Origin of the sequence: Pseudomonas sp. F(2018) (assembly GCF_005508865.1) — a bacterium.
Lineage (GTDB): Bacteria > Pseudomonadota > Gammaproteobacteria > Pseudomonadales > Pseudomonadaceae > Aquipseudomonas.
The window spans coordinates 1127729-1141043 of sequence record NZ_SCOM01000001.1; the positions used below are offsets into that span (position 1 = coordinate 1127729).

Annotated in this window: 10 protein-coding genes; 7 read left to right on the forward strand and 3 right to left on the reverse strand. The window is 64.5% G+C overall.

Features of this window, described 5'->3' with window-relative positions; genetic code table 11:
• Positions 1-72: 72 nt before the first annotated feature.
• Positions 73-999 (forward strand): chemotaxis protein CheV, encoded by a 927-nt coding sequence (locus FFS62_RS05435; protein WP_137971774.1) that lies wholly within the window; start codon positions 73-75, stop codon positions 997-999.
• Positions 1000-1038: 39 nt separating this feature from the next.
• Here FFS62_RS05435 and FFS62_RS05440 read toward each other — a convergent pair whose 3' ends face one another.
• Positions 1039-2868 (reverse strand): methyl-accepting chemotaxis protein, encoded by a 1830-nt coding sequence (locus tag FFS62_RS05440; RefSeq protein ID WP_137971775.1) that lies wholly within the window; start codon positions 2866-2868, stop codon positions 1039-1041.
• On the opposite strand from FFS62_RS05440, the gene FFS62_RS05445 reads away from it, so the two are divergent.
• A complete protein-coding gene (locus FFS62_RS05445) occupies positions 2867-3670 on the forward strand; it encodes an MOSC domain-containing protein (protein WP_137971776.1) in 804 nt (267 codons plus the stop codon). The genes FFS62_RS05440 and FFS62_RS05445 overlap by 2 nt on opposite strands.
• 190 nt (positions 3671-3860) lie before the next feature.
• On the opposite strand, the gene FFS62_RS05450 is transcribed toward FFS62_RS05445, so the two are convergent.
• Positions 3861-5789, reverse strand: a complete 1929-nt coding sequence (locus FFS62_RS05450; RefSeq protein WP_137971777.1) for a transglycosylase SLT domain-containing protein — start codon at positions 5787-5789, stop codon at positions 3861-3863.
• 168 nt (positions 5790-5957) lie between these two features.
• Between FFS62_RS05450 and FFS62_RS05455 the strand changes: the two genes are divergently transcribed.
• Together FFS62_RS05455 and FFS62_RS05460 are read left to right on the forward strand one after the other, a co-directional pair.
• Positions 5958-7874, forward strand: a complete 1917-nt coding sequence (locus FFS62_RS05455; protein ID WP_137971778.1) for an ATP-binding cassette domain-containing protein — start codon at positions 5958-5960, stop codon at positions 7872-7874.
• A 20-nt stretch (positions 7875-7894) separates the two neighbouring features.
• A complete protein-coding gene (locus tag FFS62_RS05460) occupies positions 7895-8581 on the forward strand; it encodes a hypothetical protein (protein ID WP_137971779.1) in 687 nt (228 codons plus the stop codon).
• 29 nt (positions 8582-8610) lie between these two features.
• Here FFS62_RS05460 and FFS62_RS05465 read toward each other — a convergent pair whose 3' ends face one another.
• Positions 8611-9054 (reverse strand): universal stress protein, encoded by a 444-nt coding sequence (locus FFS62_RS05465; protein ID WP_137971780.1) that lies wholly within the window; start codon positions 9052-9054, stop codon positions 8611-8613.
• 83 nt (positions 9055-9137) lie between these two features.
• On the opposite strand from FFS62_RS05465, the gene FFS62_RS05470 reads away from it, so the two are divergent.
• From FFS62_RS05470 to fadA, 3 genes are all read left to right on the forward strand, one after another.
• Positions 9138-9575 (forward strand): hypothetical protein, encoded by a 438-nt coding sequence (locus FFS62_RS05470; protein ID WP_137971781.1) that lies wholly within the window; start codon positions 9138-9140, stop codon positions 9573-9575.
• Between the two features lie 347 nt (positions 9576-9922).
• Positions 9923-12070: a fatty acid oxidation complex subunit alpha FadB gene (fadB, locus tag FFS62_RS05475; protein WP_137971782.1), complete on the forward strand. Its 2148-nt coding sequence runs from the start codon at positions 9923-9925 to the stop codon at positions 12068-12070.
• A gap of 30 nt (positions 12071-12100) precedes the next feature.
• Positions 12101-13276 (forward strand): acetyl-CoA C-acyltransferase FadA, encoded by a 1176-nt coding sequence (gene fadA / locus FFS62_RS05480; protein WP_137971783.1) that lies wholly within the window; start codon positions 12101-12103, stop codon positions 13274-13276.
• Positions 13277-13315: the final 39 nt, after the last annotated feature.

Consider the following 13315-nt stretch of genomic DNA (forward strand, 5'->3'; position numbering starts at 1 on the left):
GCCATACCCTGCAGTTCCCGTGCAATCGGCCGATAGAAGCTAGACTCGATTCAAGCACTTGAGGAACATCACATGGCCGGCATTCTCGATACAGTGGATCAACGCACCCAACTGGTGGGCGAGAACCGTCTGGAAATCCTTATGTTCCGCCTGGCCGGCCGCCAGTTGTTCGCGATCAACGTGTTCAAGGTGCAGGAAGTCCTGCAGCTGCCCAAGCTGACCCTGATGCCGCACCGCCACCCCTACGTCTGCGGAGTGGTCAACCTGCGTGGTCAGACCCTGCCGGTGATCGACCTGTCCCAGGCCATCGGCATGCGTCCGATCACGCCGAGCGAGAACAGCACCATCATCGTCACCGAGTACAACCGCTCGGTGCAGGCCTTCCTGGTCGGTGGCGTGGACCGCATCCTCAACCTCAACTGGGAATCCATCCTGCCGCCGCCGGGCGGGGCAGGGCGCCAGCACTACCTGACGGCGATCACCAAGGTGGACGACCAGATCGTCGAGATCATCGACGTGGAAAAGGTGCTGGCGGAAATTGCGCCGATGAGCACCAAGGTCTCCGACGAGAAGCTGGCCGACCCGCTGCTAGCCAAGGCCGTTGGCCGCGAGGTGCTGCTGGTGGACGACTCCAGCGTGGCCCTCAACCAGTTGCGCGAGACCCTGTCGCAGCTGGGCATCAAGACCCACAGCGCCAGCGACGGTCTCAAGGGCCTGCAGCAGCTGAAGAAGTGGGCGGACAGCGGCGAGGTGATGACCGACAAGCTGCTGATGATCTTCACCGACGCCGAAATGCCGGAGATGGACGGCTACCGCCTGACCACCGAGATCCGCAACGACCCGCGCCTCAAGGATCTCTACGTGGTGCTGCACACCTCGTTGTCCGGCAGCTTCAACGAGGCGATGGTGAAGAAGGTCGGCTGCGACAACTTCCTCTCCAAGTTCCAGCCGGACAAGCTGGTCGACGTGATCCGTCAGCGTCTCGAACTCGACGCCTGACGCGTTCCGGCAGGGCGCGCTCGGCGCCCTGCCTCTCCTTCACACGCCAATCGCCGCCGGCAACACGCCTGCGCTCATGGTGCCCCAGCGGCGCCCGCCGACCATGAGCGGCACGTACATCACGAAGATCACCGTCGTGGTGCCCGGCAGGACGAAGGTTCCCATGCTCACATGGCTGCACTTGCGCATGTTCTCGTGCTCCACCGCCGAGCCGAAGAAGCGCAGGTGCGTGCTCTTCGCCGCATCGATGGCCGGATCGCCGCAGGGCTCCTGCGAGGCCGCGCTGCGTGCGGCGGCCAGGTAGCCGCGGTCGTTGACCGGCGCGATATACAGCACGCCATCCTTGCCGCCGGTATCCCACTGGTCCAGCAGCGGCTGGATCTGCCGGCGATAGGGCTCCGCCCAGCTCACGTTGTGCTTGGGCGGGTTGCTGTTGGCGATCGCCTTGTAGTTGTGATCGAACAGGTCGACGCCGGAGGCCTGCAGCGCGTCCAGCCGAGCCTCGATATCGGCGCGGCGCAGCATGAGCATGTCGACGATCGCCTCCAGGCGGCCGTGGCCCAGGCGGAAGCCACTGAGTTCCTGTAACAGCAAATTGGCGCTGTCGCGGGTGCGGTCGGCCTGGGTGAAGCTCTGCTGCATGCAGGCGCTGATGGTCAGGCTGAGGTCGCGAATGCGGCTGCTGTGCTGGTGGGTCTCGGCATTGGTCGCGGTCAGCTCTTCGAGGGCGCTGCTGACCATCAGCAGATCGTCGTTGGCGCGCTGGAAGTCCTCGACCATGGTCGCGAACTGGTCGGCCGCGACGCCGACCGCCGCGCCCGCCGTGGTGCTCTGTTCATGCATGTCGCGGGTCTGGCGTTCGGCACCGGACATGGCGCTGGCCATCTGCTCCATCAGTTGCCCGATCTGCTGGGCCGCGCTGCCGACCTTGAGCGAGAGATTGCGCACCTCGTCGGCGACCACGGCGAAGCCGCGGCCCTGTTCGCCGGCCCGCGCCGCCTCGATGGCGGCGTTGAGAGCTAGCATGTTGGTCTGTGCGGAGAAGTCCTGCACCGTGGTGAGGATTTCCCGCACCCGTGTGGAGGTGTTCTCCAGCGCCGCGATGTTGTGCTGGAAGCCGTCCATGGTCTGGCTGATCGCCTGCATGTGCCGGCAGGCGTCGCCGAGCTGGCCTTGCGACTGGCGCGCCAGGTCCAGGTTGCGGCTGTTCATCTCGGTGATGCCGCCGGTGCGCGCGGAAATGTCCTGCAGGGCGCCGGTGGTCTGCTCGCTGGCCTGGAAGATCAGCTCGGAAAGATTCTGTTGCTGGTGCGCATCCTGCGCCGCGCGTTCCGATTGCAGGCGGCTGCCGGCCGACGTGGCGGCGACCTGCAGGCTGTTTTGCTGCAGGCGCGCGATGTTGTCGCGCAGGCGTCCGGTCAGGCTCTGCAGGACCTGTGCGCTGCCGTCCGGCGACTCCGCAGTGGCATGGCCGGTGAGGTCGATCAGGCTGCCATTGATTGCGGCAAGGCGCTCGCTCAGTATGTTCACTCGTTGCGCCTTGTGCAGGCGCCAGCCGAGGATGAAGATCGGCAGGGCCATGGCCAGCGCGACCAGGCGCAGGCCGTTGTCCGCCTGGGTCAGCACCGCGGCGATCAGGAACAGCTGGCAGAACACCAGCAGCGGGTAGGCACCGGGAAGGGTTGAACGGGCCGGCTCGGCCGGGATGGCAGCAATCTGATGGGCGGGCATGAGTACACCTGCAGCACTGTTATTGGTTTTATGTGGCTTGAACTCGCGCGGGCATGGTTGCAAATAGTGTGACGCCGAGCACATCGCTCCTTCGGTTGAACGCGCGATTAATCCTTTCTTCCTACGCGAGGCTTTCATGCAGCTGTCCGCCCTCTATCGCTACCCACTCAAATCCGCCCGTGGTGAAAGCCTGAGCAGTTCGCCGCTGGAGGCCCTGGGCCTGCGCGGCGACCGGCGCTGGATGCTGGTGGAGCCGGAGAGCGGGCGCTTCCTCACCCAGCGCCTGTTGCCGCAGATGAGCCAGCTCAGCGCGCTGTACAGCGAGGCTGGTGGCTTGAGCCTGAGTGCGCCTGGCTTCGGTAGCCTCGAGGTGGCGCTGCCGGAGGCGGACCGGGATCTGCGCGGGGTGACCGTGTGGTGCGACAGCCTGCGCGTGCCGGATGCCGGCGATGCCGCGGCCGAATGGCTGAGCGCCTTTATCGGCCGGCCCTGCCGCCTGGTGCAGGTGCCCGAGGCGCGGGCCCGGCAGGTCGACACCGGCTACGCCCAGCCTGGCGACAAGGTGGCGTTCTCCGACGGTTTCCCCTTGCTGCTGATTGGCCAGGCGTCGCTGGAGGACCTGTCCGCGCGGGTCGGTCGGCCGTTGGAGATGCTGCGTTTTCGTCCCAACCTGGTGGTCGAGGGCAGCGCGGCCTACGCCGAGGACGGCTGGAAGCGCATTCGCATCGGCGAGCTGGAGTTCGAGGTGGCCAAGGGCTGCAGTCGTTGCATCCTCACCACCATCGACCCGCAGACCGGCGAGCGCAACGCCGACCGCGAGCCGCTGACCACCCTGAAGACCTACCGCGAGCGCAATGGCGAGGTGTACTTCGGGCAGAACCTGTTGCCGCGCGGCGTGGGTGAGCTGCGCGTGGGTATGCCGGTGGAAGTGCTGGAGTAGGGCTGTAGCAGAAACGAGAAGGGCGCCTGTGGGCGCCCTTTTTTTGTTCGAACCTGTTCACGAGCTAGCGAGCTAGAGAAAAACCAGGCGGGAGGAGCTGAGGAAGCGGAGTTGACTGATGGTCAATGAGCATTCCGAAGCTGCTCCCAACGCAGTTTTTCCGACGCGCAGCGTGCTCGTGGACTGGTTCTCACTGATCGTCGAAGAATCGCTCATGCCAGTCCACCAGCGGCTGCGGAGCTCCGAGTTTCTGGCCGTAGATCACCGAGTAGGACAGCACGTTCTGCACGTACTGGCGGGTCTCGTCGAACGGGATGTTCTCCACCCACACGTCGAAGGCCAGGTGGTCGGCGCCCTTCAGCCACTGGCGCACGCGCCCCGGGCCGGCGTTGTAGGCGGCGGAGGCGAGCACGCGGTTGCCGTTGAACTGGCCGTGCACCTGGCTCAGGTAGGCGGCGCCGAGCTGGATGTTCTTCTCCGGCACCAAGGCCTGCTGCGGGTTGCCCAGGGGGATGCCGAACTTGCGCGCGGTTTCCTTGGCGGTGCCCGGCATCAGCTGCATCAGGCCCATGGCGCCGACCGGCGAGCGGGCGTCGGCCATGAACGCGCTTTCCTGGCGGGTGATGGCGAACACCCAGCTGGAATGCAGGCCGCGCAGCTTGGCCTGCTGGGTCAGGCTGCTCTTGTGCGCCATGGGGAAGCGGATATCCAGGTCGTCCCAATACTTGGCCTGGCTGATGGTGCGGATGGCCGGGAAGTACCACTGCTTGTCGTAGGCCAGCTTGGCCTGGGCCACCAGCTCCTCGCGGCTGAACAGGCGGCTGACGTGGTACCACTCACGGCGGCCGTCGACGATCTGCCCGCGGTCGTGGAATTCCAGGGCGCGGCGGATGCCGGCGGTGTTGCGGACCTTCTGCACCAGTTGCGGGTCGAGGGCCATCGGCCGGTTGTTCAGGCTGTAGGGCGCCTGGATGCGGTCGGCGGCGAGGAAACCGTAGAAGTCGCGCTCCTTGGCCAGCGGCTGATACAGGGCGAGGGCCTGCTGGTCCTGGGGTTGGGCCAGCTGCAGGCTGCGGGCGTGCCAGTAGCGCCAGCGGCTGGTGGTGGCCAGGTCCGCCGGCAGGCGGCTGGTCAACTGGTAGGCCTCGTCCCAGCGGCCATGGCGCAGCAGCAGACGGGCGCGCCATTCGGACACGGTGTTGTCGCGCAGCTCCGGGTCGTACTGGGCCATGACCTGCAGGGCGCGCACGTCGAAGCGCTTGGCCAGGGTCAGGCCGATCTCGCGGGCGATGGCAACCTTCTCCTCGGCGGAGAAGGGCAGCTTGCCGGCGTAGACCTCGAGCAGGCTCAGGGCCTTTTCTGGGTCCTGGCGGGCCAGGCGGCGCAGGCCGAGGCCGGCGGCGTCGGCCATGTGACGGTCGGCGGGGGTGAAACGCGCGGTCTGGCTCATCATCTGCGGCTTCTGCGCCGCTTCGATCATCAGCTGACCCTGCTTGCCGTAGGTCGGCAGGCCCTTCACCAGGTAGCTGGCCAGGCCATAGTTACGAGCCTCGGCGGCCAGCTTGGCGCGCTTCCAGCGATTCTCCTCGGTGAGCTGGCCATCGGCGCGCCACAGGCCGAACAGGGTGTCGCAGGCCTCGGGCTGGGACTTGCCCATCAGCCACAGTTTCTCAGCGGCGACGCGCGCCTCGGCCTTCATGCCCTGCTTGTACAGGTATTGGCCGTAGAGGCAGTCCAGTTCGGTGAAGTTGAGCTTGGGATCGTAATGGTTGGCGAAGGTCTGCCACTCGCCGCGCTCGGTCAGCCAGCGCAGCCAGCGCAGCTTCATCCAGCCGGCCTGGGGCAGGTCGCCGTGCTCGGTGAGGAAGGCTTCGATCTCGTCGTTGCTGGCCCATTTCAGGCGGGCGGTCAGCTCGTCATAGGCCAGGTAGGGCGTCAGCGGGTAGTCGCGCAGGGCGTTGGCATAGCGCTGGTAAGGGCCCTTGTCGCCCTTGGCCAGGGCGCGTTTGGCTTCGTCATACATCTGCCGCTGCTGGGCCAGGCTAGCGGCCTGGACGCTGGACAGGCCGAGGGTGCAGGAGAGGATCGCGGAAAGCAGGCAGAACAGAGGGCGGCGCATGACACATCCGGGCAAAGGGAACGAAATGGAGCGGGGTGCTTCCAAAAATGCGCCTAGCTTAGCCTGTTGCGCGTGGCACGAGAATGCCGGGTCGCCTGCGACAAACGCGCCAGCATTGGGCCAGCTCAACTCGGTTAGAATGCGCGCCTGTTTTCCAAGGTAGTAGTCATGACCCTGCTCAAGTTTTCCGACGTTTCCCTGGCCTACGGCGCCATGCCCCTGCTGGACAATGTGTCCTGGCAGATCGCCCGGGGGGAGCGGGTGTGCATCATCGGCCGCAACGGCACCGGCAAGTCGAGCATGTTGCGCCTGGTCAAGGGTGACCAGATGCCCGATGACGGCGAGATCTGGCGCGCGCCGGCGCTGAAGATCGGCGAGCTGCCACAGGAGCTGCCGCGTGCCGACGAGCGGACCGTGTTCGACGTGGTCGCCGAGGGTCTGGCCGGCGTGGGCGAGCTGCTCGCCCGCTATCACCACCTGAGCCAGAACATCCAGAACGACGAAGACCTCAACCAGCTGATGCACGTGCAGCAGGAGCTGGAATCGAAGGATGGCTGGCGCCTGCAGCAGCTGGTCGACAGCACCCTGAGCCGCCTGCAGCTGCCGGCCGACAAGACCCTGGCCGAGCTGTCCGGTGGCTGGCGCCGCCGTGTGCTGCTGGCCCAGGCACTGGTCTCCGAGCCGGACCTGCTGCTGCTCGACGAACCGACCAACCACCTGGACATTGGCGCCATCGCCTGGCTGGAAGAGGCGCTGAAGGACTTCGGCGGCGCCGTGCTGTTCATCACCCACGACCGCTCCTTCCTGCAGAACCTGGCCACCCGCATCCTCGAACTGGACCGCGGTGGGCTGATCGACTGGAACGGCGACTACGCCAGCTTCCTGGTGCACAAGGAGCAGCAACTGGCCGCCGAGGAGACGGCCAACGCGTTGTTCGACAAGCGCCTGGCCCAGGAAGAAGTGTGGATTCGCCAGGGCATCAAGGCCCGTCGCACCCGCAACGAAGGCCGCGTGCGCGCACTCAAGGCCATGCGCCAGGAGCGCAGCGAGCGTCGCGAGCGCCAGGGCAAGGCGAGCATCCAGCTGGATGCGGCGGAGAAATCCGGCAAGCAGGTGATAGTGGCGGAAAATGTCAGTTTTGCGCACGCAGGGGGACCTGCGCTGATCAGCGACTGCTCGCTGGTGCTGCAACGCGGCGACCGCATCGGCCTGCTCGGGGCCAATGGCACCGGCAAGACCACCCTGCTCAAACTGCTGCTTGGCGATCTGCAGCCAAATAGTGGCACGATAGTGGCAGGGACCAAGTTGGAAGTGGCGTATTTCGATCAGCTGCGTCATCAGCTGGAACCGGAAAAGACGGTAATCGACAACGTCGCAGAGGGGCGCGACTTCATCACCATCGATGGCCAGAGCCGTCACGTGCTGAGCTATCTCGGGGATTTCCTGTTCAGTCCGCAGCGTGCCCGCACGCCGGTCAAGGCATTGTCCGGCGGGGAGAGGGCGCGCCTGCTGCTGGCTAAGCTGTTCAGCAAGCCGGCCAACCTGCTGGTGCTGGACGAACCGACCAACGACCTGGACGTGGAAACCCTCGAGCTGCTCGAAGAGGTCCTGCTGAATTTCCCCGGCACCGTGCTGATGGTCAGCCACGACCGGGCCTTCCTCGACAACGTGGTGACCAGCACGCTGGTCTTCGAGGGCGAGGGCAAAGTGCGCGAATACGTCGGCGGCTATCAGGACTGGTTGCGCCAGGGCGGCTCGCCACGCCTGCTGGGCGTTGGCGAGAGCAAGTCGGGTAAAGCGGAGCTGAGCGCAGTGGCACCCGCTGCGCCGGTGAAAGAGACAGTGAAAGAGGCGGCTCCGGCCGCCGCGAAGAAGCTCAGCTACAAGCTGCAGCGTGAGCTGGAAGCCATCCCCGGGCAGATCGACGCCCTGGAGGTCCAGCTGGCACAACTGCAGGCGCAGATCGCCGATCCGGCCTTCTACCAGCAGGCCCCGGCCATTACCGGCGCCGCCCTGGAACGTCTGCAACGCCTACAAGAAGAACTGGACCAACTGCTGGAGCGTTGGGCCGAACTGGAAGCCTGAGAAGCCTGTCGGAGACATGCATGGCGATTGAGTACCGCATCACCCTGGATGACAACCATCAGTTCAGCTACAGGATAGAGCTGGACCGTCAGTACGATCCCCAGGGTGCCGAGGCGACGCCGAAGTGGACGCGCCTCGAACACAATCAGTGCAGCAATTGCCCACTGAAGAAAGACGAATTCAGCCGCTGCCCGGCGGCGGTCGACCTGCACAAGGTGATCGAGGACTTCCAGGGCCTGCCGGCGGTCAAGAAGGCGCAGGTGTGGGTGCGTACCCCCGAGCGCGAGTACAACAAGCAGGTCGGCCTGGAAGAGGGCCTGCGTTCGCTGCTCGGCGTAATCATGGCCACCAGCGCGTGCCCGGTGCTCGGCCGGCTGAAGCCGATGGCACAAAACCACCTGCCGTTCGCCAGCAGCCAGGAGTTCATCCTGCGCACCATTTCGCTGTACCTGACCCGGCAGTACTTCAACTTCCGCGAAGGACGCCGCCCGGACTGGGAGCTGAAAGGGCTGGTCAAGCAGTTCCAGCAGCTGCAGCTGGTCAATCAGGCGTTCTGGCAGCGCATCCTCGACGTCTGCGAGGGTGATTCCAACCTCAAGGCCTTCCTTACCTTCTTCTCCATGTCGTCGAGCTTGACCGTGTCCATGGAGACCCAGCTGCAGAAGATTCGCCCGCTGGTGATGAGCGCGGGCGACGGCCAGGAATAAGTGACGGGGCCCGTCGCCGGACCCTCGGCTTACTCCTTGGGTTTCTTCAGGCGCACCGCCAGGACGTCGCACGGCGCTCCGTGCAGCACGTCATTGGCGGTGGAGCCGAGCAGCAGGGCCAGGCCATGGCGGCCATGGCTGCCGACCACGATCAGATCGCAACCCTGTTCCTCGGCCAGGCGGTGAATCTCCTGGCGTGGCTGGCCATAGGTCAGGTGGCGCTGTTCTTCTCCCAGTTGCGGGTAGCGGCCGGCGAAGCTCTGCAGGCGTTCGCGGGCCTGGTCGAACTGCTGCTGCTGGAGCATCGACAGGTCCATCGGCACGTCTCCGCCGAAGGCCATGGCCATCGGCTCGACGACATGGACCAGGGAGACCCCGGCTGCGCCACCGGCGGCGATGGCCAAGGCCCGTTCGGCTACCGGATGGCATTCCTCGGTCAGGTCGACGGCGATCAGGATGTGCTGGTAGGGCATCTGAGTCTCCTCCACTGAGTGGTCATGCTTGCAGTATGGCTTCGCTCACTTCATAACACAGGCTTTCCTTGCAAGTGACAGATATGACCTGGTGGATCGTGCTTTTACTCGTTGGTGCGGCGCTCAGTCCGCTGGTATGGCTGCGTCCTTCGCCGCGCCAGCGCGGGCAGATGGAGCTGCGCCTGGCCGCGCGGCGCCTGGGTTTGGGCATGCAGCTCAGCCAGCAGGACTGGCCGCACTGGCTGACGGGTTCGCCGCCGGGCAGCTGCGCGCAATATCACCGCGCTCGCCGCGCCGGCCGCGCTGACAGCTGGCTGTACTGGCAGGTTGCACCGGGGCAATGGTGCAACCAGTGGCGCGAGCCCTGCACCGATGCGGTCATGCTCGAGCGTCTGCAAGGTCTGCCGGCCGACGTCTACAAGGTCGAGGCCGGGCCGCAGATGGTGGCGCTGTACTGGGGGGAACGCGGCGGCGAAGAGGAGCTGCGGCGGGTCGCCGAAGTGCTGGCGGCGGTAGCCTGATTCTACCGGTCGATTGCTCGCACGAACCGCTCTGGCGCCTGGGTCGCGGCGGCTTTTCTGAGCAGCGGTACCTTCTTCGGTCATTCTGTGACGTTGCACCCATTCGGGGCGCCTGCGACGGGCAATTGACAATTGCCGGGTTTTCACTGAATGTACGCCCACCCAAATCAAACGGGCGTATGAATTGAGCGCTCTGCCCTCGGTGGCAGCGCCTTTACAGCCCGATTATCGCGTTGGTGGGTGTGCTGCACCGATTGGGACTATGCTCGACGGCCTGTGCCGCGGGTGCCCCAGGCAGGTTAGCTCCGACGTGTACAGTTCAGCTTCCATACCGTGGAGATCAGTTGATGATTTACGAAGGTAAAGCCATCACGGTTAAGGCTCTTGAGGGCGGCATCGTCGAATTGAATTTCGACCTCAAGGGTGAGTCCGTTAACAAGTTCAACCGTCTGACCCTGAGCGAGCTGCGCCAGTCGGTCGACGCCATCAAGGCCGACGGTTCGATCAAGGGCGTAATCGTCACCAGCGGCAAAGACGTGTTCATCGTCGGCGCCGACATCACCGAATTCGTCGACAACTTCAAGCTGCCCGACGAAGAGCTGGTTGCCGGCAACCTCGAAGCCAACAAGATCTTCAGTGATTTCGAAGACCTGGCCGTTCCGACCGTCATCGCCATCAACGGCATCGCCCTGGGCGGCGGTTTCGAAATGTGCCTGGCCGGTGACTACCGTGTCGCCTCCGAGAGCGCCAAGATCGGCCTGCCGGAAGTCAAACTGGGCATCTACCCGGGCTTCGGCGGCACCGTGCGCCTGCCGCGCGTGATCGGTACCGACAACGCCATCGAGTGGATCGCTTCCGGTAAGGAAAGCAAGGCCGCCGACGCGCTGAAAGTGGGCGCGGTCGACGCCGTCGTCGCTCCCGCCAAGCTCAAGGACGCCGCTCTGGACCTGATCAAGCGCGCCATCTCCGGTGAGCTGGACTTCAAGGCCAAGCGTCAGCCCAAGCTGGAAAAGATCAAGCTCAACGCCATTGAGCAGATGATGGCCTTCGAAACCGCCAAAGGTTTCGTCGCAGGTCAAGCCGGCCCGAACTACCCGGCTCCTGTCGAAGCCATCAAGACCATCCAGAAAGCCGCCAACTTCGGTCGCGACAAGGCCCTGGAAGTGGAAGCCGCCGGCTTCGTCAAACTGGCCAAGACCTCGGTTGCCGAGAGCCTGGTCGGTCTGTTCCTGAATGACCAGGAACTGAAGAAGAAGGCCAAGCAGCACGACGAGATCGCTCGCGACGTGAAACTGGCTGCCGTACTCGGCGCCGGCATCATGGGTGGCGGCATCGCCTACCAGTCGGCTTCCAAAGGCACTCCGATCCTGATGAAGGATATCCGCGAAGAGGGTATCCAGATGGGTCTGAACGAGGCCTCCAAGCTGCTCGGCAAGCGCGTCGAGAAAGGCCGCATGACTCCGGCCAAGATGGCCGAAGCCCTCAACGCCATTCGCCCGACCATGTCCTACGGTGATTTCGGCAACGTCGACATCGTCGTCGAAGCCGTGGTCGAGAACCCGAAGGTCAAGCAGATCGTTCTGGCCGAAGTGGAAGGCGTGGTGCGTGAAGATGCCATCCTGGCTTCCAACACTTCGACCATCTCGATCAACCTGCTGGCCAAGGCCCTGAAGCGTCCGGAAAACTTCGTCGGCATGCACTTCTTCAACCCGGTGCACATGATGCCGCTGGTGGAAGTGATCCGTGGCGAGAAGTCCAGCGACGTGGCTGTCGCCACCACCGTGGCTTACGCCAAGAAGATGGGCAAGAACCCGATCGTGGTCAACGACTGCCCGGGCTTCTTGGTCAACCGCGTACTGTTCCCGTACTTCGGCGGCTTCTCCAAGCTGCTGGAATTCGGTGTCGACTTCGTGCGCATCGACAAGGTCATGGAGAAGTTCGGCTGGCCCATGGGCCCGGCTTACCTCTCCGACGTCGTCGGCATCGACACCGGCCACCACGGCCGTGACGTGATGGCCGAAGGCTTCCCGGACCGCATGGCTGTTGAAGGCAAGACCGCCGTCGACGTGATGTACGACGCCAATCGCCTGGGTCAGAAGAACGGCAAGGGCTTCTACGCCTACGAGACCGACAAGCGCGGCAAGCCGAAGAAAGTCTCCGACCCGGTCGCTTACGAGCTGCTGAAGTCGATCGTCAAGGAGCAGCGCGAGCTGACCGACGAAGACATCATCAACTTCATGATGATCCCGCTGTGCCTGGAAACCGTTCGTTGCCTGGAAGACGGCATCGTCGAGACCGCAGCTGAGGCCGATATGGGCCTGATCTACGGTATCGGCTTCCCTCCCTTCCGCGGTGGTGCTCTGCGTTACATCGATTCCATCGGTGTCGCCGAGTTCGTCGCCCTGGCCGACAAGTATGCCGACCTGGGCGGCCTGTACCACCCGACCGCCAAGCTTCGTGAAATGGCCGCCAAGGGCCAGAAGTTCTTCGGTTAATCGCGCAGCGAACAGAGCGAGAGTAGAAATATGAGCCTGAATCCGAGAGACGCGGTCATTGTCGACTTCGGTCGTACCCCGATGGGTCGTTCCAAGGGCGGCATGCACCGCAACACCCGTGCCGAGACCATGTCGGCACACCTGATCAGCGGCGTCCTGGCGCGCAACACCAAGCTGGACCCGGCCGAAGTGGAAGACGTGATCTGGGGCTGCGTAAACCAGACCCTGGAGCAGGGCTGGAACATCGCGCGCATGGCGTCGCTGATGACCCAGATCCCGCACACCAGCGCCGGCCAGACCGTCAGCCGCCTGTGTGGTTCCTCCATGAGCGCCCTGCACACCGCCGTGCAGGCGATCCAGACCGGCAACGGCGACGTGTTCGTCGTCGGCGGTGTGGAGCACATGGGCCATGTCGGCATGATGCACGGCGTCGATCCGAACCCGCACCTGTCCCTGTACGCCGCCAAGGCCTCGGGCATGATGGGCCTGACCGCCGAAATGCTGGGCAAGATGCACGGCATCAGCCGCGAGCAGCAGGATGCCTTCGGTGAGCGTTCTCACCGTCTGGCACACAAGGCCACCGTCGAAGGCAAGTTCAAGGATGAAATCATCCCGATGCAGGGCTACGACGAGAATGGCTTCCTCAAGGTGTTCGACTTCGACGAAACCATTCGTCCCGAGACCACCATCGAGAGCCTGGCTGCCCTGAAGCCGGCGTTCAACCCGAAAGGCGGCACCGTGACTGCGGGTACTTCCTCGCAGATCACCGACGGCGCTTCCTGCATGATCGTCATGAGCGCCCAGCGCGCCCAGGACCTGGGCATTCAGCCGATGGCCGTGGTTCGCGCAATGGCTGTGGCCGGTGTCGATCCGGCGATCATGGGCTACGGCCCGGTGCCGTCCACTCAGAAGGCACTCAAGCGTGCCGGCCTGAGCATGGATGACATCGACTTCGTCGAGCTGAACGAAGCCTTCGCCGCTCAGGCTCTGCCGGTGCTGAAGGACCTGAAACTCCTCGACAAGATGGAGCAGAAGGTCAACCTGCACGGCGGCGCCATCGCCCTGGGTCACCCGTTCGGCTGCTCCGGTGCGCGTATCTCCGGCACCCTGCTGAACGTGATGAAGCAGAACGGCGGTACTCTGGGCGTGTCCACCATGTGCGTGGGTCTCGGCCAGGGCATCACCACCATCTTCGAACGCGTCTAAGCGCTCGCAGATGCGAAGACCGGGGCCCTGTGCCCCGGT

What these genes read in the sequence shown, in the direction of transcription:
- FFS62_RS05435 (WP_137971774.1), top strand. Translation starts at nt 73, where the DNA reads ATGGCCGGCATTCTCGATACAGTGGATCAACGCACCCAACTGGTGGGC.
- FFS62_RS05445 (WP_137971776.1), top strand. Translation starts at nt 2,867, where the DNA reads ATGCAGCTGTCCGCCCTCTATCGCTACCCACTCAAATCCGCCCGTGGT.
- FFS62_RS05440 (WP_137971775.1), bottom strand. Translation starts at nt 2,868, where the DNA reads ATGAAAGCCTCGCGTAGGAAGAAAGGATTAATCGCGCGTTCAACCGAA.
- FFS62_RS05450 (WP_137971777.1), bottom strand. Translation starts at nt 5,789, where the DNA reads ATGCGCCGCCCTCTGTTCTGCCTGCTTTCCGCGATCCTCTCCTGCACC.
- FFS62_RS05455 (WP_137971778.1), top strand. Translation starts at nt 5,958, where the DNA reads ATGACCCTGCTCAAGTTTTCCGACGTTTCCCTGGCCTACGGCGCCATG.
- FFS62_RS05460 (WP_137971779.1), top strand. Translation starts at nt 7,895, where the DNA reads ATGGCGATTGAGTACCGCATCACCCTGGATGACAACCATCAGTTCAGC.
- FFS62_RS05465 (WP_137971780.1), bottom strand. Translation starts at nt 9,054, where the DNA reads ATGCCCTACCAGCACATCCTGATCGCCGTCGACCTGACCGAGGAATGC.
- FFS62_RS05470 (WP_137971781.1), top strand. Translation starts at nt 9,138, where the DNA reads ATGACCTGGTGGATCGTGCTTTTACTCGTTGGTGCGGCGCTCAGTCCG.
- fadB (WP_137971782.1), top strand. Translation starts at nt 9,923, where the DNA reads ATGATTTACGAAGGTAAAGCCATCACGGTTAAGGCTCTTGAGGGCGGC.
- fadA (WP_137971783.1), top strand. Translation starts at nt 12,101, where the DNA reads ATGAGCCTGAATCCGAGAGACGCGGTCATTGTCGACTTCGGTCGTACC.